We start from the raw sequence: 24,475 nt of genomic DNA on the forward strand, positions 1-24,475 counted from the left end.
CTGCGCGTAGCTGACATCCAGATATTCCATGGGCCAACTGCTACGCCAAACCAGGAATAGATTATTATCAGCAAAGTTGTACGATGCTACCACATCTTCATCATCATGCTCACTATCTAGAACATAGATAATGTCCGACCAGTAAACGGCAGATGAAGAAGAAACGAGGAAGAGAATACCTAGGCTTATCAGTTTGAAGCGCATCGTGATTCAATTCCTAATCACTCACCACACCCATAAGATAGTACAAAAATCCCACCAAAACAAGTACTGGAGGGATGCAATCCCTCCAGCCTGCATCCTGTTGACGAAACCTGGCTCAAGGAGCGTTTGTATGCCCTGCGTCGTAGTGGTACTGCCCCCACTCTATGTCATTGGCGTCGCCGTCCAACTCAAGGGCAACTATTTTGTCCCCTGCAGTAAAGACCAACTCAGCTTTGTCGTCTCCGTCAATATCGCCGATCGCCGCCATCCTGGACTACCTGCCCACCGAGGACGACCCGGAGCAGAGGTTGCAGGCCTACATCGGGCTGGAGGATATAAACAGGCCGATTCCGCTGGAGCGCCTCCTTCCCCTGTTGGAGAACGAGGGCGACCCGTGGACGTTGAGTTACATCCTCCACCTCGTGCCCGACGGGTACGACGAGGGCGCCGCGGCCGTCCTGGCCCGTAGAATCGAGGCGGAATACGGCCCGCGGGTGGACGGTTCGCACCCGATGTTCCTGCCGGAGAACGCCACTTCCTCTTCATCCAACGACTACGAGTATAGCAACTTCAACCGCAGCTACGCCGCCCTCATGCGGAAGCTGACCCGGGTTGCGCCGGAGACCGCCCACCCGATTCTGCTCGACATCTACCACAACGACCCCGTGGAGGAGTCCCGCGAAACGGCCTACGGCCTGGCCCTCACCACGGGACAGCCCGGCGTCGTGGAGTTGATCCGCGAGGGGCTGGAGAGCCCGGAGGCCGGAGTGCGGTATCACGCGGTCAAGGCGGCCCCCGAGTTCCTGGGGGATGAAGGTGTGGACATCGTCGCCGCAGCGGTCAACGACCCCGGCTTCGAGGTAAAGCTCGCCGCCATCGGGTGGATTGCGGACCTCCTGGGCCCCGACGCCGCGGATATAATCGCCCCTCAACTGGAGAGCCCGAATAGCCAGATCCGCGACGCGGCGGGAAAGCGCCTGGCCGACTGGGGAGACCCCCGAGCCTTCGACTACTACTACGACCTGTGGGACGGCCGGATTATCAGTCACGTGACGTACTCGATGATTGCCAACCTGGCAAAGTACGACGACCCGCGGGGCTGGGAGGTCATCCGGGAGGTCTGTGAGCTCGGCGGCCGGGCGAACGAGGTCCGCAACGCCTGGCTGCTGCGCACCGAGCACGGGGACCCCGAGGCACGGGAGTTTTTCCTGTCCATCATAGACGAGGAGGAGCCGCGCTTCAGCACATCGGAAGCCCCCTTCGAAGGGCTGCGTTCGTTCACCGACGACGAGGTCCGAGCGGTCATAGAGCGCATAGCCTTCGACGAGACCGGGAACCGGGACCGGCGGTATTACGCCTGGGGGGTCCTGGCCTTCTGGAACGACCCCCGGGCGCGGGACTACTGGCTGGAATGCTTAAATGACAAAGAGAACCCCCTCCGCTATTTAGCGCTTACCTATCTTTCCTATCTCGACGACCCGGAGGTGTGGGAGCTCATCCGCGACGCCGCGGAGAACGACCCGGAAAAATTGGTGAGGTTCCAGGCCCAGGAGCAGCTGGACAAAAGAGAGGGCGAGTAGCCGACTGCCAACGAGATGTAAATTTATATCGAGTGGGCTTTATTAAAGCGTCCTGTAGTGGCAACGTGTGGGGGATCAAAAAAGCGGGGCACAAGCCCCGCCTTATTTTCAGCGGCACGGGGAATCGCTGTATACCAACACTGGTGGATTGTGTGACCACTAAACGAATGAGGTCGGTAACCATCCCCCTTATCATAACCATCAGCAAGTAGAGGTCAATGGCGGTTACCTCATAAAGCTGCAGGATAAACTTGCAGCCCCCGATGATCACCCGAAGTGTAACTTAAAATTTTTAGAATGTGATACCTACAGAAACACCGATGGTTAAAAATGAATAACCGTCTATATAATCATATGATATTGTAACTAAACCACCTGGTAAAAGACCTTGATCCTGGTTGCTGAAATAATTCGTAGCTCCTATATAAGCAGTATAGTATAAACTTGATGCATCCGTTAGCAAACCTGCACCAAGAATAAAGTTATTGAAAAATATTAACTCATTCATTATACCAAATCCAGTAAAACTAATTTCATTGTAATACCCATCAACGTTGATTGATGAGATAGAAGGTCCTAGAGAATATCTAAACCAATCACAATCGGCAAGCACCTTTTGAAAAGAACACTTAGCGTATATCCCATGGAAATCTATTTGTAAATTTTCATCAACAGGATTAATGGCATAAAGCAGAAACAGTGGACAATTGAATGTAAACTCACCGATTGCATATTCATCTTCGTTGCCCACTCTACATTCTAAACCGATATAGTTGGTTATATAAAATTTGTCCTCATCTACATTGTCACCAAAATGCAACCGTCCGGTAAACCCTATCGGAACAGTAAGGCTGAATCCCGCAGATACAATCTGCACAATTAATCCTATTAGTATGAAAAAGACGCTGTATTTCATAGTGTACCTTTAGTTTAACAAAATTACTCACCCAATTTATGAATTGGAGATTCGTACTTGGGTTCATATAACTGGAAGAAGTGCTGCGTAAAGTCATCATATTGTAGTGCAAAACCAACCACATCAAAGCTTATCTGAAATCCTGTCCAAAAGGCGCCCCAACCAGGATTAGCGGTATTAGCAAACATCCCAAAAACATTTCCAGCAGCTGAAAGGCCAAGGCCCGCTATACCATGATGAATAAACATCGGTAAAGCACCTTCTAAACCGCTGAAGGAAGGGTTGCGCATGGTAAGATTGCAGTTTTGCAGACTGTTCATAATAATAGATGAATAGTTGCTGAATGAATTCCAGGAAAATTCTTGAAGTGAGAATAAACTTGATGAAAAGCCACCTGTAAGTAACATGATCTGATTAGTAGCTCCCGTAACTAAACCTGCAAGAAACCCTGACATCAAACCTTCACCAAAGTCAATATTCTCATTGAATAATGATGCGACTCCGCCAATAACCATGCCAGTCATCGCGTCGAGGAAAATGCTTAACGGGTTCAACCCGAGGAACCACGACCAGAAAAACTTGCCGTTAGGGTCTACAAACCGTATCGGATTATTCCCCGCGTACGGGTAGCGGTTAATAGCTATCGGGCTTTTGTCGTACTCGAAGTCCGCCGGGTCGCGGGAGAGGAACCGCCCCGTGTACGGGTCGTAGTACCGCGCCTGGGCGTAGTAGTGCTCGAAAACGTCCCCGTCCGAATAGTACCCCGTGAACTGGATGGGGTTCTCCCACGCGCCGGGGCACACCGGGACGTTGCTGTCCGGCCGGCCGAAGGACTCGTAACTCCCCGTCCACAGAATCCGCTGACCGGGCTTGAGCGGCACCTCAGGCGGCACGGAGAGCACCGGCTGGGCCACCACGGCCACCGTCGAGCCCAGGTGGTCCTTCAGGTGCCACCCCAGCTCGTACCCGCCCCACCCGCGGTAGTCGTAGTCTATCGTGCAAACCACTCCGTTCGCGTCGTTGACGTACTCCCGCATGGCTCAATTATAAACGAAAACAGGGTCCGGTTTCGGACCCCATCTATTCGTGTGGCAGCGGCACGGTGCGAACCAGACACCATCGGCTCCCTCCAATCCGATGGCGGCCCGGACGTCGTGGCCCCGGTCGCGCGCCTTGCGCCGGGGTCCGGGGCGGGGCGTAAAAAAACCCGCCGGAGCGGGTTGCCAGCCGATACGGCGCATCACTCGGATTCCAAATCGTCGCCCGGCCTCCGTTCGATGGTTTCCGGCGGAGCCGGAGCGGGTCCCTCCTTCGTCCCCACGGCCAGACCCGAGGCGGTGGCGAAGTACACCGTGTTGGCCGTCTCGTCGTATGCGCAGTCCAGCATCACCGGGTCCAACAGTCCCTCCTGGACGCCGTGGTGCTCCCAGACGTTGGTGGCGAAGACGTAGTAGATTGCGCCCCCCTCGGAGGCGGCCCAGATGGAGCCCTCGCCCATTCCGATGCCGTTGACCCGGTCCCAGGCGCCGCCGTTCATCACCTCGTTGAATGTCTCCCCGCCGTCGGTGGAGCGCCAGAGCCCGAGACCGTCCGTGGATACCCAGACGTAGTCGCCCGAGGCGGCCACGCGGCGGAAGGGGTCGTAGCTGGCGCGGATGATCCACTCGTCCCTCTCGCGCAGGTACTGGGCCAGATAGCCCCGCTTGTCCGGGGAGACGGCCCAGACGGAGCTCTCCGTGATGGTGACGTCGGAGACCGTCCGATAACCGCTCTCCTTCCCCATCAGCGGGTCGAGCTGGGTAAAGGTGACCGAGCGGGTCGGGTCGAAGGCGGAGGAATGCAGGAGCCCCTGGTCGGTGGCGATGTAAGCCTCGCCGGTGAGGCTGGCGGCGCCGTGGCAGACCCAGCCGCCGTCCCTGGCGGGCAGGCCCGCCGCGGTCCAGCGGTGGCCGATGTCCGACGAATAGACCGCCCCGTCACCCAGCGCCCAGAGCACCCCGTCGGTAAAGACCACCCGGCTCAGGTTCGGTGGCAGCAGCGGGTCTTCCACCGCGACGTAGCGCCCCTCCTGGCGTTTTATCAGGCGACCGCCCCCGACGACCCACAGCCCCTCCGGGGTCAGCGCGACGGAGACGAGCCCCTCCGCTGGGAGTCCGGCCTCGGGGCCCACCAGCTTCCAGGTGAAACCCTTGGTGACCACGTGGGCCTGATCCGGGGTCAGCTCCGCGTGCTCGGAGATGGGCTGCGAGTCTTCGCCGCAGCCCGAGAACACCGGGAGGACGAGCGCCGGGATGAGGGGGATGAGTCTGCGCATGGGCGGGGTTTATTCCTCTCCGAGGAGCTCCTCGTAAGCGGCGACATCGTTGAGGTCGTCCATCTCCGCCGGGTCGTCCGGCTTGACCTTAATCAGCCATCCGCTCCCGTGCGGGTCGTCGTTGACCTTCTTGGGCTCTTCCACGGCCGCCATGTTGATCTCGGTCACCTCGCCGGAGATGGGGGCGATGATGTCGTTGGCGGCCTTGACGCTCTCCACGACGCCGCACTCGCCTCCCGCCTCGATCCGGTCACCCACGTCGGGCAGCTCGAGGTAGACGAGCTCGCCCAGTTGATGGGCGGCGTAATCGGTGATGCCGATCGTCGCCTCTTCCGGGTCGAAGATCACCCATTCGTGGGTATCGGTGTACTTCCTGTCATCGGGGTAGGACACTCTGACTTCCTCCTTCGACGGCCCGCCGCGGTACGGCGGGTCGGAATATCGGTTCACGCACCAATGCCGCCCGCTACTTGCGGGTTCCGTCCTTGTAGAAGGGTGGCTTGACCACGACGGCCCGACGGGATTTTTCCCGGATGTCCACGGAGAGCTCGGAGCCCGGCGCGCGGTGTGACGACGCGAGATAGGCCAGACCTATCGCCTTGCCCAGGGAGGGCGACATCGTCCCCGAGGTTACCTCGCCGATCTCTTTGTCGCCGTCTAAGCACTTGGCGTGCTGCCGGGCGATGCCGCGCTCGATCATCTCGAAGCAGACGAGGCGGCGGCCGGGTTTGGCCTCTTTAATCTTGACCAGGGCGTCGCGGCCGATGAAGTCGTCCTTCTCCAGTTTCACCGTCCAGGCCAGCCCCGCCTCGAGGGGGTTGGTGGTCTTGTCAATGTCGTTGCCGTAGAGGCAGTACTTCATCTCGAGGCGGAGGGTGTCGCGGGCGCCCAGGCCGATGGGCCTGCCCCCAAGCTCCTCCGTTTTCGGCCACAGGGCGCGCCAGACGGTCACGGCGTGCGCGTTGGGGATGTAGATTTCGAAGCCGTCCTCGCCGGTGTAACCGGTGCGCGAGAGAAGCAGGTCCTTCACCCCGGCGACCGTCCCCACGGCGAACTCGTAGAAGCCGATGGGCTCCAGGGGGATGTCGGTCACCGACCGGACCACCTCCTCGGCCAGGGGGCCCTGGACGGCGATGAGGGTGGTCTCGTCGCTCTTGTTTGTAACCTTGAGCCCCTTGGGGGCGTGTTGGGTGACCCACTCCCAGTCCTTGTCCACGCAGGCCCCGTTCACCACGGTCAGTATCCGCTCCTCGCCGAAGCGATAGACCAGGAGGTCGTCCACGATGCCGCCGTCGGGATAGCACATCGGGGTGTAGAGGACCTGGCCGTCTTTGGCGGCGGCCACGTCGTTGGTCACCAGGCGGTTGACGAAGGCGAGGGCGCCCGGGCCCTCGTACCAGAACTCGCCCATGTGGGTCAGGTCGAAGAGGCCCACCTTGGCGCGGACGGTGCGGTGCTCCTCGTTGATGGAGGTGTACTGGACGGGCAGCTCGTAGCCGGCGAACTCGATCATCTGGCCGCCGAGCTCGTGGTGGATGGCGTTGAGCGCGGTTTTTTTCATCGGATCCCCGATTTTTTGTAAAAAGGCAGGGCTAGTTTAGGGAGCCCGCGGGTCGCTGTCAAGCGTCATTTCGTGGGATTTTAAGCCGGTGCCGGAGGTGGGCGACGGACACCGCGCCGGCCAGCTTCAAGAGGTCCGGGGCGACGAAGGGCAGGACTCCGGCCGAAAAGGCGGCCCCGGCGTCCCCGATCCACACCGCCAGCCAGACGTACCCGAAGAGGTAGATGGTGGCGATGCCCGCCAGGCCGTTCAAAATGAGGGCGGGGAGCTTATCGCCCAGTTTATCTTTGACCAGGCCCATCACCCCGGCGGCGGCGAGGAAGCCGACCAGATACCCCCCGGACGGCCCGGCGAAGGCGATCCAGCCGTTCGCCCCCCAGGCGAAGACCGGCGCCCCGGTGAGCCCCAGCGCCAGGTACGCCCCCACCGACGAGAGCGCGAGCCAGGAGGGGGTCGCCAGTCCCAGGACCAGCACCACCAGCACCTGCCAGGTCACCGGCACCGGCGTGGGGGTGAAGGGGTGGGGGAAGGCCAGCCAGGCGCTCGCCGTCAGCGCCCCCACGGCCAGGAGCGCCGGGAGGGCGTAATTCAACGGCCGGGGGAGCGCGCGAGTCTCCGTGTGCGTTGCTCGGTCCACCTTACTCCTTCCCGAAGCGAATCAGTACTCGCCCTTCGGGGGCCAGCGGGTCTCCAGCCAGCCCCGCTCCTGCCAGTAGGCGTGGTCACCCTTAAAGAGCTTGCGGTTGCGCTGGATCAAATCGCGCAGGAATCGGTGCTGGGCCGCGTGGAGCCCCAGCTTGGGGTACTTCCGCTTCTCCCGGACCGCCAGAACCAGTTCCTCCCCCAACCGCCGGGCTCTCGCAAAGAGCGCCTCGCCGTCGTTGGGCCGGGAGTAAACCATGAAAACCCCCGCCAGCTCGCCGACGAGGTCGTACCCCAGCATTTCGCAGCAGGTGCCCAGGTAGCGGGCCACCTCCTGCTCCCCCATCCCGGCGGAGGTGGCCACCGCCACGGCGTGCTTCCCGGTCATCTCCGGCCGGTGCAGGAGCGCCATGGAGCGGTCGAGGAAAGCCTTAAGCTGGGCGGTGACGCTGAAAATGAAAACGGGGCCGGCGAGCACCAGGGCGTCGGCGGAGCGCATTTCCGCGTGGAGCGCGGCCACGTCGTCCTTTATGGGACACGGCTCCCCGGCCAGGCACAGGGCCGTGGCGTTGCAGGGGCGGACGTCCATCCGGGCGACGTACCGCTCGACCACCTCGCCGTCCGCCTCGCGCCAGGGCTTCGTGAGCTCGGCGGTGAGGCCCGCCGTGTTCCCCCCGGCGGCGTGGGGCGAGCCGTTTATCACCAGAAGTCTCATCGTCCACCTCCCAGGGGCGCTCAAACGCCCATATCCTAACCGACCTTGACGACGCTGGCAACCCTCCACCCGTATCAGAAAGGGCGGGGATTCACCCCGCCCGGTTGGTTTAAAACATCCAACCCGCCTCGCCGTCCACTTTTTAGTCCCAGACGACCTCCTCGGGATTCAGGCAGTGTTTACAAGCCACCTTCCCCGCCGTCACAAAGTCCTGAGCTTTGAGAACGCAGACGATGTTCCGGAGCTTGATTCGTTCCGTATGACCGCAACCGGGACGATGATAGCAGTCCTCGTCGTCGCTGGCCACGTAGACCGCCGAAAGCCCGTCGTCGTCGGTCAGTTCGGGATCGAAAAGCCCGCGTTCCTCAGTAAACGCATCGTACATCAGGCTCCGATAATAGTCGTGGCGGGCGCAGTTGGGCAGATAACGCCAAGCCACGGCCCAACCGGAGCGGACCATCTCGGCGCCGACGTCTTTGCCGTCATCCGTTCCGACGTAGGCCAGCCAGCGCCAAGGGCTGGCGCCGTCCCGTTCGTCCAGGTCCGGCGTCAACAAGACCAGGGTTTCTGGCGGCAGCAGTTTCTCCAACTCCTGTTTCGCCTCCTCGTAACCGAGTCGTCCGCGTTCCGGTGTGTCCAAGCCGATAAGCCTTACACGGTACTTGCACTCATCAGGATTATTAGCATCTGTAGCGATACCAGGTAAGGCTTCTATTGCAAAGGTGTCGCCGTCAATCACTCGCGCGATCGTCACCGGCTTGACGGGAAAGGGAATCCTCTCCGCGGCGTTGACGTCAAAGCCCCACGGAAAAGCGAGGATGATGGTAAAGCAAAGGATAAGCCGCGAAGCCCATCCTCTTAGAGGTTTCTCGCTCATTTCAGATCCCCTCTCTAGGCCGCTTCGTTGGGCGAGGCCGACGCCTGTTTCATCCCAGCCGGACGCCGTTGGGCCTCCTTCACGGGATTCAGCCGTTCGCGGATGATGCGGGGGGTGATTTTTACCTCCTCCACCGGGGCGGGCAGCTCGTAGAAGGCATCGAGCATGACCTCCTCGAGGATGGCGCGCAGTCCGCGGGCGCCCACCTTGCGTCCGAGCGCCTCGGCGGCCACCTCCTTGAGCGCCGCGGGGGTGAAGGTGAGCCGGACGTCGTCCAGCTCGAAGAGCTTCTGGTACTGCCGGACGAGGGCGTTCTTGGGCTCGGTGAGGATGGCCACGAGCTGGTCCTCGGTGAGCGGGTCCAGCCTGGCCACCACCGGCAGCCGGCCCACCAGCTCCGGGATCAGGCCGTACTTTATCAGGTCCTCGGGCTCGATGCGGGCCCCCCGGACGACCTCCCGACGGTCCTCCTTCGGGGTCTCGGTGAAGCCCAGGATCTGCTGGCCCACCCTCCGACCCACGATGTCGTCCAGGCCGTCGAACATCCCCCCGCAGATGAAGAGGATGTCCGTCGTATCCACGCGGATGTACTCCTGCTGGGGGTGCTTGCGCCCACCCTGGGGCGGCACCGCGGCCTCGGTCCCCTCGATGATTTTCAGGAGCGCCTGCTGAACACCCTCGCCGGAGACGTCCCGGGTTATCGAGGGGTTGTCGGCCTTGCGCCCGATTTTGTCTATCTCGTCTATGTAAATGATGCCGCGCTGGGCCCGCTCGAGGTCGTAGTCGGCCATCTGTAAAAGTTTCAGCACGATGTTCTCCACGTCCTCGCCCACGTAGCCCGCCTCGGTGAGGGTGGTGGCGTCGGTGAGGGCGAAGGGAACGTCGAGCACCCGGGCCAGGGTCTTCGCCAGGAGCGTCTTGCCCGTCCCCGTGGGGCCGACGAGGAGGATATTCGACTTCTCCAGCTCGACATCCGAGGCGTCCAGGGGCTCGCCCAAGTTGTGGGCGATGCGCCGGTAGTGGTTGTACACGGCCACGGCGAGGATTTTCTTCACCCGGTCGTGGCCGATGACGTAATTGTCCAGGCGTGCCCGAATCTCTTTGGGATTCGGAACCTCTTTCAGGGTTTCCTTCAGATCGGCGGGGGTGCGCCGGAGCGCGTCGGCCGAAATCTCGACGCACTCGTTGCAGATGTTGGCGTTGGGCCCCAGGATGAGACGACCCACCTCGGCCTGAGTCCGTCCGCAGAAGCTGCACCGGAGCTCTTTATCCGTGTCCATCGGCGGTTTCTCCCACGGGGGAATAACCCACTACGGTTATTTTCCGTAGGGGCGGCCCGTAGGACGAGTCCTCTGTGGCCGCCCGCGAATGATAACCATCGGCCTTTTCGGGCGGGGACGGAGCCCCGCCCCTACATTGCTTTATATCTCCCGGCGCTCCAGAATCTTGTCCACCAGACCGTACTTGACCGCCTCGTCGGCGGGGATGAAGTTGTCCCGGTCCGAGTCGCCCATGATTTTCTTCACGGTCTGGCCGGTATGCCGGGCCAGTATCTCTATCAGGCGGGTCTTGAGGCGCTGGACCTCCTTGGCGTGAATCTCGATGTCCGACGCCTGGCCCTCGTAGCCGCCCATGGGCTGGTGGATCAAAAGGGTCGAGTTGGGCAGGGCGTAGCGCTTGCCCTTGGTCCCCCCGGCCGCCAGCACCGCGGCCATGCTCGCCGCCTGCCCGATGACGTAGGTGGCCACGTCGGGCCGGATGAACTGCATGGTGTCGTAGATGGCCAGCCCCGAGGTGATGAACCCCCCGGGCGAGTTCACGTAGAGCGAGATGTCCTTGGTCGAGTCGTCCTGCTCCAGGAACAGAAGCTGGGCGATGACCAGGTTGGCCACGTTGTCGTCTATGGGGGTTCCGAGGAAGATAATCCGCTCGCGCAGGAGGCGCGAGTAGATGTCGTAGGCCCGCTCGGTGCGCCCCGACTGCTCGATGACGATGGGTATCAGGCTCATCCGACCACCTCGTTCCCGGGTTGATGCGATACGCTTATCTTTCGCAAGCGATTATAACATCAAACGCATGGGCGTTGAGCGGAGGCCATTAATCACATAAATCGCTCGGATTATAGGAAATTAATTTCCCTTCACCCCCTTCACCGAGCTTTTTTATGCTATACTCCTTATGCACAAGAACGTATTTTCCTTCTCACTATTCGTATTATTAATATCCAGTGTAACTTCGCACTTGACCAAGGGATAGCAGTTTAAGGAGGCACGATGCGCCTGGTTGCGTTACTCTTGATCCTCGCCACGGTGAGCGCCTTCGCGGAAGCCCTCCCCCCCGACAGGATCATCGCTGATTTCGAGGCGGGGAAGCTCGCCCGTTACGAGGAGCTCCTCTACCTCGTGAAGTACATCCGAGCCTACGACGAGCTGCCGGCGGAGTACCTGAACACCGAGGACGTGGTCATACCCTCGTACACGCCCTACCTCTGGTACGTGGTGGACCACCTCGATGAGCTTTCTCCGGCCCAGCAACAGGACATCTCCAGCTACATGTACCGTCCGCCGCAGTCGGGTTATCGTCAGTCCAGCCAGTACCCCATCCGCTTCCACTGGTTCCAGAGCGGGCAGGAGGATTACGTGGACAAGGGGCTGGGTTACCTCAACTACTCCTGGCACTTCGAGACGGACGCCGACAACCCCGACCGGCTGTGGGCGCCGCCGCCCGACCTGGGCATGGGCGGGAGCAACGACTACGATTACTACCTGGAGGACATCGGCGGCAACGTGTTGGGCTACACCTCGGCCGAGTTCCCCTACACTCCCACGCCCCGCTACGACTACACAACTTGGATCGCCGTGGACATCAACCTGTCGGACAGCCTGTACCGTTCGACGGTGTGCCACGAACTGGCCCACGCGATTCAGTACGGCGCGGACGCGGCCGAGGAAAGGATGATGGAGGCGGGCGCCGTCTACCACGAGGACGTCGTCTACCCCGGCTCCGGCCACGACTACAGCATCATCGGCGACTTCCAGGGCAACCCCTACCATACCCTCGTCTTCTCCTCGGGCCTGTGGATGTACGGGGCGTGGATTTGGTACAAGTTCCTGGAAATCAACTACTTCGACGAGGACGGCTACTGGTACGACGACATGTACCGGGACAGCATCCAAACCAACCCATACAACGACCCGAGCATCTACGAGACGCTCGCGGACCAGTTGGCCGACGAGGGAACGAACCTGGCCGACGCCTTCCACCTGTTCGGCATCTGGCGCGTGTTCACCGGGACCTACACGGACGACTATCACTGGCCGGTGCCCATCACCACCAACCTTGCCCACGCCTGGAGCCATCAGGTGAGCGAATACCCCCTGGAGGACGTCTCGGTGCCCGACGCCCGGTTGCCCCAGAAGATGGCGACGAACCTCATCTGGTTCTCCACCAACACCGAGCACGAGATGTTCGCCATCTCCTTCGACGGCCAGAACGAGGTCGGTGACGAGCACCGCGTGTGGATGGTCTCCGTGCTGGGCGTCCGGCGTGACTTGGGCGAGCCCGACGTCTGGGAGATGAACGTGGACAACGAGTACAACTACGGCTCTATCGTCATCAGCGACTGGTCGCCCTACCTGAAGATCGCCATGCTCATCACCCAGTACGGCGACGGCAACCTGGATCCCGACGACAACGAATCGAGCATGTGGACCCGCGTCGGCACCTACACCTACAGCGCGTGGATAACCGACGTGGGGGCCGATGTGGCCGACCTCGCCGGCCGGGCGGTGGACGAGGGGGTGCTCCTGACTTGGCGGGCAGAGGGCGACATCGCCGGCTACAACGTTTACCGGGGGACGGAGCGGTTGAACACCTCGACCCTGGATTCCGCCGCGGTGAGCTACCTGGACCGCGACGCCGCGGGCGGGGAGTACTACCTGGGCTTGGTTGACCCGGTCGGGGTGGAGGTGCGCTACGGGCCGGTCACGGTTGACCCCGCCGATTCCGGCTCCCGCTCGATGAAGCTGGAGCAGAACTTCCCCAGCCCGGTCGCGGGAACGACGACCATCCGCTTCGCGCTGGCCGAGGCGGGCCCGGTGGAGATCTCGGTGTACGACCTGTCCGGGCGGCTGGTGGATACCATCGTTGACGGCGAGCTGGAGGCCGGTCCGCACGCCTGCGTGTGGGATGCCTCTGACCGCGCCGACGGAGTGTACCTCTACACCTTGACGACCCCCGACGGCAGCCTGACCCGCCGCCTGGTGGTCGCGCGCTAGTCCGTAGTGATTCGTCCGTCGTGAGGAGCCGACAGGCTCCTCTTTTTTTACGGGGAACCCGGCCCGGCTTGGGTTCCGAAGGCGGTCGTCCGTACCCGCGGCCGTGTGTTAAAATTCGGACGACGTGGACAAAGCCGACATCATCGTCGTGGGCGCGGGGCACGCCGGCGTCGAGGCCGCCCTGGCCGCGGCCCGTCTGGGCGCCCGGGTCCTTCTGGTCAACACCGACCTGGAGGACGTGGCGGGTATGCCCTGCAATCCCAGCGTGGGCGGCGTCGGGAAGGGGCACCTCGTCCGGGAGATAGACTCCCTGGGCGGCGCGATGGGCCGACTGGCCGACGGCTCCAGCGTGGGCACCCGGATGCTCAACACCAGCCGGGGGGCCGCCGTCCGGGCGCCGAGGGCCCAGTGCGACCGGCGCTTGTACCGGAAGGCCGCCCGGAACCTGCTCTTCTCCACCCCCGGCGTCCGACCCTTCCAGGGCCACGTCGCGGAGCTGTTGACCGACGGCGAGTCGGTCCGGGGCGTCCGGCTTGAGTCGGGCGTCGAACTCCTGGCTCCGGCGGTGGTTCTCTGTACCGGAACCTTCCTCGGGGGGGAGATATTCGTCGGGCTCGACAGCTTCCCCGGCGGCCGGGACAACGCCCGCCCCGCGGAGGCCCTCTCCCGGAGTCTCGTAAAGGCCGGAGTTCGTCTGGTGCGGCTGAAGACCGGCACCTCGCCACGCCTGGACGCCGCCACGGTGGACACCGATTGTCTGGCCCGTCAGGACCCCGACGACCCACCGCCGCGCTTCAGCTTCACCGGTCCCCCGCCGCCGGGACCTTTTCTCCCCTGCTACGTCACGTACACCGGCGAAGCGGCGCACGGGGCGATTCGCGCCGGGCTCGACCGCAGCCCGCTCTTCAGCGGTCTCATCCAGGGTGTCGGGCCCCGTTACTGCCCCTCCATCGAGGACAAGGTGGTCCGCTTCCCGCACCGCGAATCCCACCAGCTCTTCCTGGAGCCCACGGGCGCGGACGGTGACGAGTATTACGTGGCCGGGCTGGCCACCAGCCTGCCCTACGACGTGCAGACGCGCGTACTGGCCGCCATCCCCGGCCTGGAGCGGGCGCTGATTACCCGCCCCGGTTACGCCGTGGTGTACGACTGCGTCGAGCCGAATCAGCTCCGCGGGAGCCTGGCGGTGGAAGGCGTGGAGGGGCTCTACGCGGCGGGGCAGGCCTGCGGCAGCTCGGGGTACGAGGAGGCGGCGGCCCAGGGGCTCGTCGCCGGGGTGAACGCCGTTCTCGCCCTGGACGGCCGGGGGCCCTTCCTCCTGCGACGGGACCAGGCCTACATCGGCGTACTGGTGGACGACCTCGTCCACCGCTGGGGGTCGGAGCCGTACCGCATCTTCACCGCCCGGGCGGAGCACCGGCTGCTCCTGCGCTCCGATAACGCCGACGAGCGCCTGACGGCCTTGGGGGCGGAGCTGGGTCTGGTGGACAAACCGGCGGCGCGTCGGACCGCGTTAAAATACCGCTGGCGGGACGAGCTGGTACGCTGGGCCGGGACGCGCCGGTTGAAGAGGGCCGACGTGGAGCGGTTCGGACTCGTCGGATTGGATGGCGCGACTGCGGCCGAGCTCATCCTCCGCGGCGGGGAGGGCTGCACCGCCCGCATTCGGGAGCTGACTCTGGGCGACGACTCGCTGCCGCGGGACCTCGTCTTCGACCTGGAAACGGGCGGCCTGGCGGCGGAGGCGCTGGAGGTGGCGCTGGTGGACGTCCGCTACGCCGGGTACCTGGAGAAGGAACGGGACTCATCGGAGCGGCGGACCGCCCTCGGGCGCCTCGTCATCCCCGAGGGGCTGGACTACCGGCGCGTCCTGGGGCTCAGGCGGGAGGCGGCGGAACGGCTGGAAAAAAACCGACCCCGGTCGGTGGCCGAGGCGGGCTCCCTGCCCGGGGTGAACCCGCCCGACGTAACCTGCCTGGTGAGCCACCTCCGGCGCCGGTCGAACGTGCACAGCGATGGCTGAGCGGGAAAAAAGCAGAAAGACGGGGCCGGGGAGCTAGCCGAATTGAAACTACGGAAGGTTTAGAGGGTGGCGTGTACGACGTAACCGCCAGGTTCTACGATAAAATCTACGCCTTCAAGGACTACCAAGCCGAGGCGGAGCGGCTGCTGGGTTTCATCCGCGGGCTCCGACCGAAACCCGGCGGGCGGCTCCTGGACGTGGCCTGCGGCACGGGAGCCCACGTGGTCCATCTGCGCGGGCATTACGAGGTCGAGGGGCTGGACCTCTCGGCCGTCATGTTGGAGGCCGCGCGGAAGAAACTGCCCGGGGTGGCCTTCCACGAGGCGGACATGACCGACTTCGAGCTCGGCCGCCGCTTCGACGTGGTGACCTGCCTCTTCAGCTCCATCGGCTACGTGGTGACCGGGGACGCGCTGCACCGGGCGGTGGGCTGCATGGCGCGCCACCTGGTTCCGGACGGTGTGCTGGCCCTCGAGCCCTGGTTCACCCCGGCGACGTGGAGGCAGGGCACCGTCCACCTGTTGACCGTGGACGAGCCGGAGCTGAAAATCGCGCGGGCGAGCACCAGCTTCTCCGAGGGGCGGCTGTCGTACTTCGATCTGCACTACCTCGTCGCCACTCCCGGTGGGACCGAGCACTGCGTGGAGCGGCACGAGATGGGGCTCTTCGAGCGGGAGGAAATCGTCGGCGCGCTCAGGGCCGCGGGGCTGGAGCCGTCCTACGACGCCGAGGGCCTCGACGGCCGGGGCCTGCACCTGGGGCTGAAAAGGTAGGAGGGAACGATGAAGCAAAAAATGACATCGAATAAGGTTTTCATCATCCTTGTACTCGGGCTCGCTTGGCTCGGGTGTGAGGTTCCGAGCGCCCCGTTGGAGAACGTCGGCGATGAGATGCGGTTGACGAACGACCCGGGGCCGAACCGGGACCCGTTCTGGTACACCGAGGGAGACCCGGAAACCCTGGAAGGTAGCCAGATTTGCTACCACGACGGTCGAACGATTTACCTTTACGACTGGGACAGCGGTGCCATTAGCGAGCTATACACCGCGCCGGAGGGGTACGAAATCACCACGCTCGATAAAATCATGTTTTGGTGTCACGGACAGGGTTACGCTTTTGCTCTCCATGGCGAGGGGCAGACGGTGGTAATAGCCATCATGAACGATGAATTAGAAGTAGAGCTTCTCCGCGATTCCGGTCCTCCCATTGAATCATTTTTCGTCAACTACTGCGATGAGGATGACATGTGGAATGAGAACAACTTTGCTCTCGTTATTTCACGCAATCAAAACATATACGTCCTCTATACCGATGGTTCGGATGATGATTCGAGGTACGCCGTTTATATTTGTGATGGCTATGACGTTAGTAATTATGGAGATATGTCGTTTTTTATAAGAGGAGAAGGAGTAAGCACATCTATTTGGGAATTTACATTTCTTACCTATAACTTGATTTTACGTTTAGATGACGGACATCTTAATAGCTATCCCCTTAGTACCCTGTGTGTTACGGATAGGGGTGATACGAGAGATATCTGGAATTATTTCTTAGATTATCGAGTAACGTCCAATGAGGGTGAAGAGAAGGAATTAGATATAAATGGTCACTATGTAGTTTTTAACCGGATTAACGATGGTCAAAGTGACCTTTACGTGGCAAGGTGGGTAAAACAATAAACCGGCGAAAGCCCTGAACCGGACGGGCCATGCTCGAAACGCTCTGGCAAAACTTCCTCCAATCGCTCTACATCCACCTGCCCTTCGCCCTCCTGGCGTTCATCCTCCGGTGGGTGAGCCTCTCCGGTTTCCTCGGCGGCTTAGGGATAGGCTGGCTGGTCTTTTTGGGCCTGGGCTGGCGCGGGTGGGTGGTGCTGGCCTTCTTCTTCGCCCTGGGAACCCTGGTCACCAGGCTGGGGTATAAAAAAAAGGAAGCCCTCGGGCTGGCCCAGGAGGCTAGTGGCCGGCGCGGGAGCCGGCACGTGGCGGCCAACTGCGCCCTGGCGACGCTCCTGGCCGTCGCCGCTCTGCTGGTCAGCGAGGTCTGGCCCGGCGGCGTCGCCCTCCTGACCGCGGCCTTCGTCGGCGCCCTGGCCACGGCCACCCTGGACACCGGCTCCAGCGAGCTCGGCCAGCTCTACGGGAAGAAGCCGGTTTTGATAACCACCTTCCGCCGGGTGGAGCCGGGCACGGCCGGCGCGGTCTCCTGGCAGGGGACTTTGGGCGGATTCGGTCTGGCGGCGCTGGTGGGCCTTCTGGCCGCGGCAATCGGGATGATTCCCTGGCATCACGTCTGGATCCCCCCCGTGGCCGGGCTCATCGGCGGGAGCTTCGAGAGCTACCTGGGGGCGCTGGTCCCCTCGGGAAAGCTCTCGAATGAAATCGAAAACTTTTTGAACACGGTGGTCGGCGCCGCGGCCGCATTCCTGTTGGCCCTCATCTGAGGAGGCCCATGCCCCTGGAACGCCGCCTGACGCTCATGGACGCCTTCGCCATCGCCGCCGGAGCGATGATCTCCTCGGGCCTCTTCGTCTTGCCGGGCATCGCCTACGCCAAGATCGGCCCCGCCTCGATTCTGGCCTACCTCGTGGCCGGCGTCCTGATGATCCCCACCATGCTCTCCAAGGCGGAGCTGGCCACGGCCATGCCCAAGGCTGGCGGCAACTACTTCTTCATCACCCGGGGCCTGGGCGGGCTGGCCGGGACCATGGGCGGGCTGGCCGACTGGTTCTCCATCTCCCTGAAGAGCGCCTTCGCCCTCATCGGCATCGGGGCCTTCGCCAGGCTGGCCTTCCCCGGCATTTCCGAGCTCGGGTTCAAGATGGTCGCCGTGAGCGGGGCGGTCCTCTTCACCGCCCTGAACCTCCTGTCGGTCAAGGTGGCCGGCAAGATCCAGGTCGTCCTCACCCTGAGCCTGTTGGCCATCCTGGGCTTCTACATCGTCGGCGGCTCCACCGGCATCCGGCTCGCCCGGTACGAGCCGTTCTTCAATACCGGTTTCCGGGAGTTCTTCTCCACGACGGGGCTCGTCTTCATCAGCTTCGGCGGCCTGACCAAGCTGGCCAGTATGGGGGAGGAGATTGACAACCCGGGACGGAACATCCCCCGGTCCATGTTCCTAGCCTTCGCCGCCGTGGAGTTCGTGTCGGTCTTCGCCGTGGCGGTGACCTGCGGCCTGGTGGAGCCCGCCACGCTGGCCGGTTCGCTGACCCCGCTCTCCGACGGGGCCCTGGTCATAGCGGGGGGATTCGGGGAGATAATCCTTGCCGTGGCGGCGATACTGGCCTTCATCACCACGGCCAACGCCGGCATCATGGCGGCCAGCCGGGTGCCCCTGGGGATGAGCCAAGACCACCTGTTACCCCGCCTCTTCGCAAAAATTTCCACCAAGCGGAGTACCCCCACCACAGCCCTGGTCGTCACCTGCCTGTTCATGACGGGCACGATAATTTTCCTGGACCTGGAGGTGCTCATCAAGGTCGCCAGCACCAGCCTCCTGTTCACGTTCTGCATGGTGAACCTGAGCTTAGTCATCATGCGCCTGGTCAAGGTGAAGAATTACCGACCGAAGTTCAAATCCCCCCTCTTCCCCGTGCTGCAAATCCTGGCGATTGTCGTCTACGTTTTCTTGATCGCCGAGATGGGCACCGTGACCCTGCTCCTCTTCGCGGGCCTCTTGGTTCTGGGTTTGGGATGGTATTTCTTCTACGCCCGGCTGCACATACGGAGCACTTCGGCGCTCATCACCCTCACCGAGCGTCTGGTGTCGCCCAACCTCCAGGAGACCACGAGCCGGGAGCAGTTGGAAAAAGAGCTGCTCCAGATAGTCAAGGAACGCGACGACATTCGTTTCGACCGCTTCGATCTCTTGATTCAACGCGCCCCCTTGGTGGACCTGCCGCGGAGCGTGACCGTGGACGAGCTCTTCCGGATCGTGGCCGACCACCTTTGCGAGCGGCTGGGCCTCCGGCCCGACGAGCTCGTCCGCCTGTTGCACGAGCGGGAGGCCGAATCCACCACGGCCATTTCCCCGGGGCTGGCCATCCCCCACGTCATCTGCCCCGGGGCGGGCTGTTTCGCGGTGATGCTCATCAGGTGCCGGGAGGGGATAGACTTCGGGGCCGACACGGGACCGGTGCACTTCGTCTTCGTCCTGGCCGGCAGCCGCGACGAGCGGAACTTCCACCTGAAGGCCCTGATGGCCATCGCCCACATCGTCCGCGAGGTTACTCTGGAAACCATCGTCAATACGGCCGATACGATGGAAGAAATCCGGGACCGCATCCTCCTCTCCCGGCGCCCCCGGCACAACTGAGAAGTATATTTTTCTTGCGAAAAAAAGCTCTTTTCTTGTGGGAAAGCCGCTCCTGAGCTATACTCATACCCGTGGGTTTCGTATACACACAAAAAAACCGTTCACAGGTCGTCCCCTGCCACGCGCATGGAGGTTTCGATGCTCCGTAACCTCTGGCTAGTGTTGCCTCTGGCTCTGGTTTTCTTCCTCGGCTGTCAACCCGAGGATGACGGGGAGGACGAGGTGATATCGGACACGGTCATCGAGGGCGAGATAGTCACCGATGCCGATACCGTGGACGAGGGCGAACTGGTGACCTTCACCGTACCCGAAAATACGGGTACCGTCAGAGCGACGGCGGATGGATTCCGTGTGCAGCTCTTCGCGGGCGTCTCCGAGGATAACGCCCGGAAGATGGCCCGGGAGGCCGAATCCGTCCTGGGAGTACCCGTCTACGTGAGTTATATGGATGGTTACTGGAAGGTGCGGGCGGGCGACTGCCGCACCCGGGCGGAAGCCGAAACCCTGCGCAACCGGGCGCGCAACTCCGGTTACGCCGACTGCTGGATCGCCGCCGATACCGTAGTTCAGTAGCCTCTTCCTCCGACTACCCGTGATCCCTCGAGTTCGCCGATTGGAAAATTCAAAAACCAAGCGATGGACGAAAGGACGCACCTTGCGGGTAGTTGTCTTTGAGGATTGCCGCTGGCGCAAGCTCTTTCCGTTGACCGAACTTCGACCGGTCTGGGACCTGTCCTTGGGTATGGGCAGGCTCTCGGACCGTTTAAAGAGGGCCCTGCCCAACGTCACCTGGTGGCCCCGGCCGGAGCTGCGCGAAATTTGCACGGGTCCGCTGTTCAATCCCGAAGACCTGGGCGACGAGCCGCTCCTGTTGGTAAACGGGGCGGTGTGCGAGCCGGAGACCCTGGCGGAAAAAATCACCCTGGGCAAGCGGGTGGAGGAGGTCTACGCCGTCGGGGAGGAGAGGTGCCTGATCTGGGCCCGCCTGGAGTCCGGCGAGGCGAAGGAAATCCTAGGCGACATCCACACCTCGGACCCCCGGTTCATCGAGCGGTTCCTGACCGGCGAACGGTCCAAGTGGCTGAGCCCGCCCAAAGGGGGGGCGGAGACGTCGTGCCTTTTCCGCCGTCCCTGGGAGCTCGTCGAGAGGAACGCCGAGGCGCTGCGCCGCGATTTCGCCGTCCTCACCCGGAGAAGAACCAAATGGAAGGGTGATGTGCAGGGTGACCCGGCGCTGGTCTTCATCGAAGAGGGCGCCCTAGTCGAGCGAGGGGTGGTCTTCTCCACCGCGGGAGGCCCCGTGGTGGTGGCGACCGGGGCCGAGTTGCGCGCTCCCTCGCGGATCGAGGGACCCTGCTACATCGGACCGAAAACCATCGTGGACTCGGCCCAGATCCGACCCGGATGCTCCTTCGGTCAGAACTGCCGCGTCTCGGGCGAGGTCGAGGCGAGCGTTTTCGCCGATCACGTCAACAAGCACCACTACGGCTTCATCGGGCATTCCTACGTGGGTGAGTGGGTGAACCTGGGCGCCGGGACGACCAACTCGGACCTCAAGAACACCTACGGGGAGGTGCGGGCCCACGGTCCCGAAGGTCGCGTGCCCACCGGCCTCGACAAGGCGGGCTGCTTCCTGGGCGACCACGTGAAGCTGGGCATCGGCACCCTGGTGGGTACCGGGGTCTGTATCGGCCCTTTCTCCAACGTCTTCAACTCGCCGCCGGTGGGCGGATACGTGCCGCCCTTCTCCTGGGGATCCTTCGGCGATTTCGAGGCCAACGAGCCGGCCAAGGCCCTGGAAGTGGCGGGGATGGTGATGGCCCGGCGCGGGGTGGAGCTGACGCCCGGCTACCGTCGGTTCGTCGAACGGCTCGCCGAACGGTACGCCTCGAGCCGATGAGGCGGACGGCTCGCCGAAACGCCCCGCTCTTTCTCGGGTCGGCTCTGCTCCTCGCCGCCTGCGGGAATCTGCGGCAGGGGGATGAGATTCCCGTGGGGACTTCGGCGTCGGAGAGGCTGGCCGAGGCGCGGACGGTGGCCGTTGCATACCTGCCCGACGGGATGCTCTGCGAGGCCCTGGGGCTGGATTACGGGCCGACGTTCGGGGACGGACGTTGCCCCGACTGGACCTACACCTTCTATTCGGCGGTCGCCGCGTCCGTCTTCCGGGTTCACCTGGGGCCCGACGGACTGCTGACCCCGCTCGGCGAACCGGAAAAACTCCTCCCCGGTCAGTCACCCTTCGGCAAGCCGTTCGGCGAGCCGCTCGGCGGGCCGCCCGCGTGGGACGGTGATTTCTTCATAGACTCGGACTTCGCCGCCAAGTCGGCCCGCATGGCTTCGGCGAGCCGTTCGGCGAGCCGCGGGGCGGTCGGCATCCTCTCCGAGGGAACCCCGGTGAGTGAGCGCCTGCGCCTGTGCGCCCGGGGGTTCCCCGACGGCGTGAAACCTGTGTGGGAGTTGACCTACACGGTCCGCGGCGCTTCAGGGTTCAAAACACAAACGGTCACCGTGGACGCCGCCACGGGTCGGATGCTCGAGAACGAGCCCTTTTTCGAATGAAGGTTCCCGTAGGCAGGGGTGTGGTGGCCGGATTGGCGGGGGGCGCGGCGAGCCTCGTCTCCCAGCTCTTCCTGCGCACCGCCCTGGACCTGGGCCCCCGCCTGAGCGACCTCTACCCCGAGCTCTTCGGCCGTCTCACCGGGTGGGACATCTTCGTCTACTGCCTCTTCATCCTCGCCGAGGGCGCGCTGGTCGGCTACCTCTACGCCCACCTCCAGCACAGGCTCCCCGGGGGCGGCTGGCTCAAGGGGCTGGTGTTCGGCGCCGGGCTGTGGATCGCGGTGAACCTCCTGCCGCTCGTCGGGTTCTCCGCCCTCTTTCAGGGGCCGGCCGAGGGGGAGCTGACACTCTGGTCCTTGACCTGGCTGGGGTTGATCCTCATACAGTCCTGGGCCATGTCGCTCTGTTTCCAAGGCCTGACGACGCCGGGACGGGGGAGTGGAGATGGATGACCCGGTCGAACCGAGCGCAGCGAGCTATGCCCCCGGCAAAAGGCACCGGGAGCTGGTCCGCCTCATCCGCGAGGCGAACCGGCGCTACTACGTCCTCGACGACCCCGACCTCTCCGACGCCCGGTACGACGACCTTCTTCGGGAGCTCATCGCTCTGGAAGAAAGGCACCCGGAGCTCGTCACCCCCGATTCCCCCTCCCAGCGCGTCGGCGCGGCCCCGAGCGAGCGGTTCGAGCCGGTCCGCCACCGCGCCCCCATGCTCTCCCTGGCCAACGTGCTCACCGCCGAGGAGTTCGGTGAGTGGCTCCGCCGCTGCCTGGACGGTCTGGAAGGCGATAAGCCGATCCTCGTCGCCGAGCCGAAGATAGACGGCCTGGCGGTGGAGCTGATCTACGCGGACGGCGTACTGGTCCAGGCCTCCACCCGGGGCGACGGGACCACCGGCGAAGGCGTGCCGGCCAACGTGCGCACCATCGGCGCCGTCCCGCTCAGGCTGCTGGGAGCTCCCCCCGCCGAGGTCATCGTCACCGGCGAGGTGTTCATGGGGAAGGCGGATTTCCTCCGCCTGAACCGGCTCCAGGAGGAGCTGGGGGAAAAGCCCTTCGCCAACCCGCGCAACGCCGCCGCCGGTTCCCTCCGCCAGCTCGATCCGCAGATAACCGCCCGGAGGCCGCTCTCCTTCCTGGCCTACAACCTGGTCAACGCCGCCGAGCTGGGCTGCGCCGGCTATCGGGAGAGCCTGGACGCCCTGACGGATTGGGGCGTTCCGGTGAACGGCCCCTTGGAAGTTGCGGAGGGGGTCGAGGGGGTGAAGGGATACTACGAGCGGCTCCTCGCCGGGCGGGAGGGGCTGGATCACGAGATAGACGGGGTGGTGGTGAAGGTGGACTCCCTCGCCCAGCGGGAGCGGCTGGGGGCCATCGCCCGAAGCCCACGCTGGGCCGTGGCCTGGAAGTTCCCGCCGGAACGCGCGGTGACGCGGCTCAAGAGTATCAAGGTCTCCGTGGGGCGCACCGGGGTGCTGACACCCGTGGCCGAGCTCGAGCCGGTGAAAGTGGGCGGGGTGACCGTCTCCTCGGCCAGCCTGCACAACGCCGACGAGGTCGGACGCCTGGGCGTCCTGGCGGGGGATTACGTGGAGATCCAGCGGGCGGGGGACGTGATTCCCGAGGTGGTCCGGCCGCTAATCGTCCGCCGCGACGGTTCGGAAAAACCTTTTCGAATGCCCAGCCGCTGCCCGGCGTGCGGCGAGCCGGTCGTCCGGCTCCCCGACGAGGTGGCGGTGCGCTGCGTGAACGCCGACTGCCCGGCGCAGGTGCGCGAGCGGCTGTGGCACTTCGCCAGCCGGGGGGCGATGGACATCGAGGGGCTGGGCGGCAAGGTGGTGGATAGGCTCCTTGCGGCCGGACTGGTCAAGAGCCCCGCCGACCTCTACGAGCTGACCGCCGCGCAGGTCCGGCGCCTGGAGGGGTTCGCCGAGAAATCGGCGGAGAACCTCGTCGCTGCGATCGCCGCCAGCCGGGGCGTCACCCTCCCCCGGCTCGTCTTCGCCCTGGGCATCCCCCAGGTGGGCGAGACCACCGCCGAGGCGCTGGCCCGGACCTTCGGAGACGTCGCCGCCCTGGCCGCCGCGACGGAGGAGGAGCTGACCGCGGTGGAAGGGGTGGGGCCCACGGTGGCCGCCGCCGTCCGCGATTTCTTCGCCAACCCGCGCAACGCCCGGCTGGTAGAAAGGCTCCGGGGGTACGGCATAGACCCGCGTCTGGAGGTCGTCCGGAAGGAACCGGGACCGCTGGACGGCCTCGTCGTCGTCTTCACCGGCGCGCTCGGCCTCCCCCGGGACGAGATGACCGCCCGGACCAGGGCCGCCGGGGCCAGGGTCGCCTCTTCGGTGTCGGTGAAAACCGACCTGGTCGTGGCCGGCCGGGACGCCGGCTCGAAGCTCGCCAGGGCCCGGGAGCTCGGCGTCGAGGTCATCGGCGAGGAGGAATTCCTCCGCCGCCTGGGGGAGAATCAACGACCGTCCCCGGCGTAGTAT

The 24,475-nt window shown here is 63.5% G+C and carries 23 protein-coding genes; 12 read left to right on the forward strand and 11 right to left on the reverse strand.

The window, feature by feature from the left end; genetic code table 11:
- Nucleotides 1-204, reverse strand: a 204-nt coding sequence (locus tag VM054_09930; GenBank protein ID HUT99379.1) for a hypothetical protein, incomplete at its 3' end; no start/stop codon positions are given.
- Between the two features lie 203 nt (nt 205-407).
- Here VM054_09930 and VM054_09935 point away from each other — a divergent pair.
- Nucleotides 408-1,784 (forward strand): HEAT repeat domain-containing protein, encoded by a 1,377-nt coding sequence (locus VM054_09935; protein HUT99380.1) that lies wholly within the window; start codon nt 408-410, stop codon nt 1,782-1,784.
- 292 nt (nt 1,785-2,076) lie between these two features.
- On the opposite strand, the gene VM054_09940 is transcribed toward VM054_09935, so the two are convergent.
- The 10 genes from VM054_09940 to clpP form a co-directional block, all read right to left on the reverse strand.
- Nucleotides 2,077-2,700, reverse strand: coding sequence for a hypothetical protein (locus VM054_09940; GenBank protein HUT99381.1), 624 nt, complete (start codon nt 2,698-2,700; stop codon nt 2,077-2,079).
- 23 nt (nt 2,701-2,723) lie between these two features.
- Nucleotides 2,724-3,737 (reverse strand): RHS repeat-associated core domain-containing protein, encoded by a 1,014-nt coding sequence (locus tag VM054_09945; protein HUT99382.1) that lies wholly within the window; start codon nt 3,735-3,737, stop codon nt 2,724-2,726.
- A gap of 203 nt (nt 3,738-3,940) precedes the next feature.
- The gene (locus tag VM054_09950; GenBank protein HUT99383.1) at nt 3,941-5,014 is read right to left on the reverse strand and encodes a hypothetical protein; all 1,074 of its coding nucleotides are present in this window, start codon (nt 5,012-5,014) and stop codon (nt 3,941-3,943) included.
- A 9-nt stretch (nt 5,015-5,023) separates the two neighbouring features.
- Nucleotides 5,024-5,407, reverse strand: a complete 384-nt coding sequence (gene gcvH, locus VM054_09955; protein ID HUT99384.1) for a glycine cleavage system protein GcvH — start codon at nt 5,405-5,407, stop codon at nt 5,024-5,026.
- A 73-nt stretch (nt 5,408-5,480) separates the two neighbouring features.
- Nucleotides 5,481-6,575 carry a glycine cleavage system aminomethyltransferase GcvT gene (gene gcvT / locus VM054_09960; GenBank protein ID HUT99385.1) on the reverse strand — a complete coding sequence of 365 codons (1,095 nt, stop codon included), beginning with the start codon at nt 6,573-6,575 and terminating at the stop codon, nt 5,481-5,483.
- Nucleotides 6,576-6,633: 58 nt separating this feature from the next.
- On the reverse strand, nt 6,634-7,212 hold the full coding sequence (locus VM054_09965; GenBank protein ID HUT99386.1) for a biotin transporter BioY: 579 nt from the start codon (nt 7,210-7,212) through the stop codon (nt 6,634-6,636).
- A gap of 21 nt (nt 7,213-7,233) precedes the next feature.
- Nucleotides 7,234-7,932 (reverse strand): flavodoxin family protein, encoded by a 699-nt coding sequence (locus tag VM054_09970; GenBank protein ID HUT99387.1) that lies wholly within the window; start codon nt 7,930-7,932, stop codon nt 7,234-7,236.
- A 142-nt stretch (nt 7,933-8,074) separates the two neighbouring features.
- Entirely contained in the window at nt 8,075-8,809 is a 735-nt protein-coding gene (locus VM054_09975) for a thermonuclease family protein (protein HUT99388.1), read from the reverse strand.
- A gap of 14 nt (nt 8,810-8,823) precedes the next feature.
- The gene (gene clpX / locus VM054_09980; GenBank protein ID HUT99389.1) at nt 8,824-10,089 is read right to left on the reverse strand and encodes an ATP-dependent Clp protease ATP-binding subunit ClpX; all 1,266 of its coding nucleotides are present in this window, start codon (nt 10,087-10,089) and stop codon (nt 8,824-8,826) included.
- Between the two features lie 141 nt (nt 10,090-10,230).
- On the reverse strand, nt 10,231-10,818 hold the full coding sequence (clpP, locus tag VM054_09985) for an ATP-dependent Clp endopeptidase proteolytic subunit ClpP (protein ID HUT99390.1): 588 nt from the start codon (nt 10,816-10,818) through the stop codon (nt 10,231-10,233).
- Between the two features lie 264 nt (nt 10,819-11,082).
- On the opposite strand from clpP, the gene VM054_09990 reads away from it, so the two are divergent.
- The 11 genes from VM054_09990 to ligA all read left to right on the forward strand — a co-directional run bounded on the left by VM054_09990 (nt 11,083) and on the right by ligA (nt 24,472).
- A complete protein-coding gene (locus VM054_09990) occupies nt 11,083-13,086 on the forward strand; it encodes a T9SS type A sorting domain-containing protein (protein ID HUT99391.1) in 2,004 nt (667 codons plus the stop codon).
- A gap of 124 nt (nt 13,087-13,210) precedes the next feature.
- Nucleotides 13,211-15,109 carry a tRNA uridine-5-carboxymethylaminomethyl(34) synthesis enzyme MnmG gene (mnmG, locus tag VM054_09995; GenBank protein ID HUT99392.1) on the forward strand — a complete coding sequence of 633 codons (1,899 nt, stop codon included), beginning with the start codon at nt 13,211-13,213 and terminating at the stop codon, nt 15,107-15,109.
- 71 nt (nt 15,110-15,180) lie between these two features.
- Nucleotides 15,181-15,882 carry a class I SAM-dependent methyltransferase gene (locus VM054_10000; GenBank protein ID HUT99393.1) on the forward strand — a complete coding sequence of 234 codons (702 nt, stop codon included), beginning with the start codon at nt 15,181-15,183 and terminating at the stop codon, nt 15,880-15,882.
- Nucleotides 15,883-15,891: 9 nt separating this feature from the next.
- On the forward strand, nt 15,892-16,788 hold the full coding sequence (locus VM054_10005; protein HUT99394.1) for a hypothetical protein: 897 nt from the start codon (nt 15,892-15,894) through the stop codon (nt 16,786-16,788).
- Nucleotides 16,789-16,817: 29 nt separating this feature from the next.
- Nucleotides 16,818-17,552: a DUF92 domain-containing protein gene (locus tag VM054_10010; GenBank protein ID HUT99395.1), complete on the forward strand. Its 735-nt coding sequence runs from the start codon at nt 16,818-16,820 to the stop codon at nt 17,550-17,552.
- Between the two features lie 8 nt (nt 17,553-17,560).
- Nucleotides 17,561-19,423 carry an amino acid permease gene (locus VM054_10015; GenBank protein HUT99396.1) on the forward strand — a complete coding sequence of 621 codons (1,863 nt, stop codon included), beginning with the start codon at nt 17,561-17,563 and terminating at the stop codon, nt 19,421-19,423.
- A 138-nt stretch (nt 19,424-19,561) separates the two neighbouring features.
- Entirely contained in the window at nt 19,562-19,996 is a 435-nt protein-coding gene (locus VM054_10020; protein ID HUT99397.1) for an SPOR domain-containing protein, read from the forward strand.
- 82 nt (nt 19,997-20,078) lie between these two features.
- Nucleotides 20,079-21,323, forward strand: a complete 1,245-nt coding sequence (locus tag VM054_10025; protein HUT99398.1) for a putative sugar nucleotidyl transferase — start codon at nt 20,079-20,081, stop codon at nt 21,321-21,323.
- On the forward strand, nt 21,320-21,985 hold the full coding sequence (locus VM054_10030; protein HUT99399.1) for a hypothetical protein: 666 nt from the start codon (nt 21,320-21,322) through the stop codon (nt 21,983-21,985). The genes VM054_10025 and VM054_10030 overlap by 4 nt, the downstream gene beginning before the upstream one ends.
- Nucleotides 21,982-22,437 (forward strand): hypothetical protein, encoded by a 456-nt coding sequence (locus tag VM054_10035; protein ID HUT99400.1) that lies wholly within the window; start codon nt 21,982-21,984, stop codon nt 22,435-22,437. The genes VM054_10030 and VM054_10035 overlap by 4 nt, the downstream gene beginning before the upstream one ends.
- Nucleotides 22,430-24,472: an NAD-dependent DNA ligase LigA gene (gene ligA / locus VM054_10040; protein HUT99401.1), complete on the forward strand. Its 2,043-nt coding sequence runs from the start codon at nt 22,430-22,432 to the stop codon at nt 24,470-24,472. Before VM054_10035 ends, ligA begins: the two co-directional genes overlap by 8 nt.
- The last annotated feature ends 3 nt before the right edge of the window (nt 24,473-24,475 follow it).

This window comes from bacterium, from assembly GCA_035528375.1.
Taxonomy (GTDB): Bacteria; RBG-13-66-14; RBG-13-66-14; order RBG-13-66-14; family RBG-13-66-14; genus RBG-13-66-14.

Coding starts and splice junctions, on each gene's coding strand:
- clpP (HUT99390.1), bottom strand. CDS start 10,818: ATGAGCCTGATACCCATCGTCATCGAGCAGTCGGGGCGCACCGAGCGG.
- ligA (HUT99401.1), top strand. CDS start 22,430: ATGGATGACCCGGTCGAACCGAGCGCAGCGAGCTATGCCCCCGGCAAA.
- VM054_10010 (HUT99395.1), top strand. CDS start 16,818: ATGCTCGAAACGCTCTGGCAAAACTTCCTCCAATCGCTCTACATCCAC.
- VM054_10035 (HUT99400.1), top strand. CDS start 21,982: ATGAAGGTTCCCGTAGGCAGGGGTGTGGTGGCCGGATTGGCGGGGGGC.
- VM054_10005 (HUT99394.1), top strand. CDS start 15,892: ATGAAGCAAAAAATGACATCGAATAAGGTTTTCATCATCCTTGTACTC.
- VM054_10030 (HUT99399.1), top strand. CDS start 21,320: ATGAGGCGGACGGCTCGCCGAAACGCCCCGCTCTTTCTCGGGTCGGCT.
- gcvT (HUT99385.1), bottom strand. CDS start 6,575: ATGAAAAAAACCGCGCTCAACGCCATCCACCACGAGCTCGGCGGCCAG.
- VM054_09945 (HUT99382.1), bottom strand. CDS start 3,737: ATGCGGGAGTACGTCAACGACGCGAACGGAGTGGTTTGCACGATAGAC.
- VM054_09950 (HUT99383.1), bottom strand. CDS start 5,014: ATGCGCAGACTCATCCCCCTCATCCCGGCGCTCGTCCTCCCGGTGTTC.
- VM054_09975 (HUT99388.1), bottom strand. CDS start 8,809: ATGAGCGAGAAACCTCTAAGAGGATGGGCTTCGCGGCTTATCCTTTGC.
- VM054_10020 (HUT99397.1), top strand. CDS start 19,562: ATGCTCCGTAACCTCTGGCTAGTGTTGCCTCTGGCTCTGGTTTTCTTC.
- VM054_09990 (HUT99391.1), top strand. CDS start 11,083: ATGCGCCTGGTTGCGTTACTCTTGATCCTCGCCACGGTGAGCGCCTTC.
- VM054_09970 (HUT99387.1), bottom strand. CDS start 7,932: ATGAGACTTCTGGTGATAAACGGCTCGCCCCACGCCGCCGGGGGGAAC.
- VM054_09940 (HUT99381.1), bottom strand. CDS start 2,700: ATGAAATACAGCGTCTTTTTCATACTAATAGGATTAATTGTGCAGATT.
- clpX (HUT99389.1), bottom strand. CDS start 10,089: ATGGACACGGATAAAGAGCTCCGGTGCAGCTTCTGCGGACGGACTCAG.
- VM054_10015 (HUT99396.1), top strand. CDS start 17,561: ATGCCCCTGGAACGCCGCCTGACGCTCATGGACGCCTTCGCCATCGCC.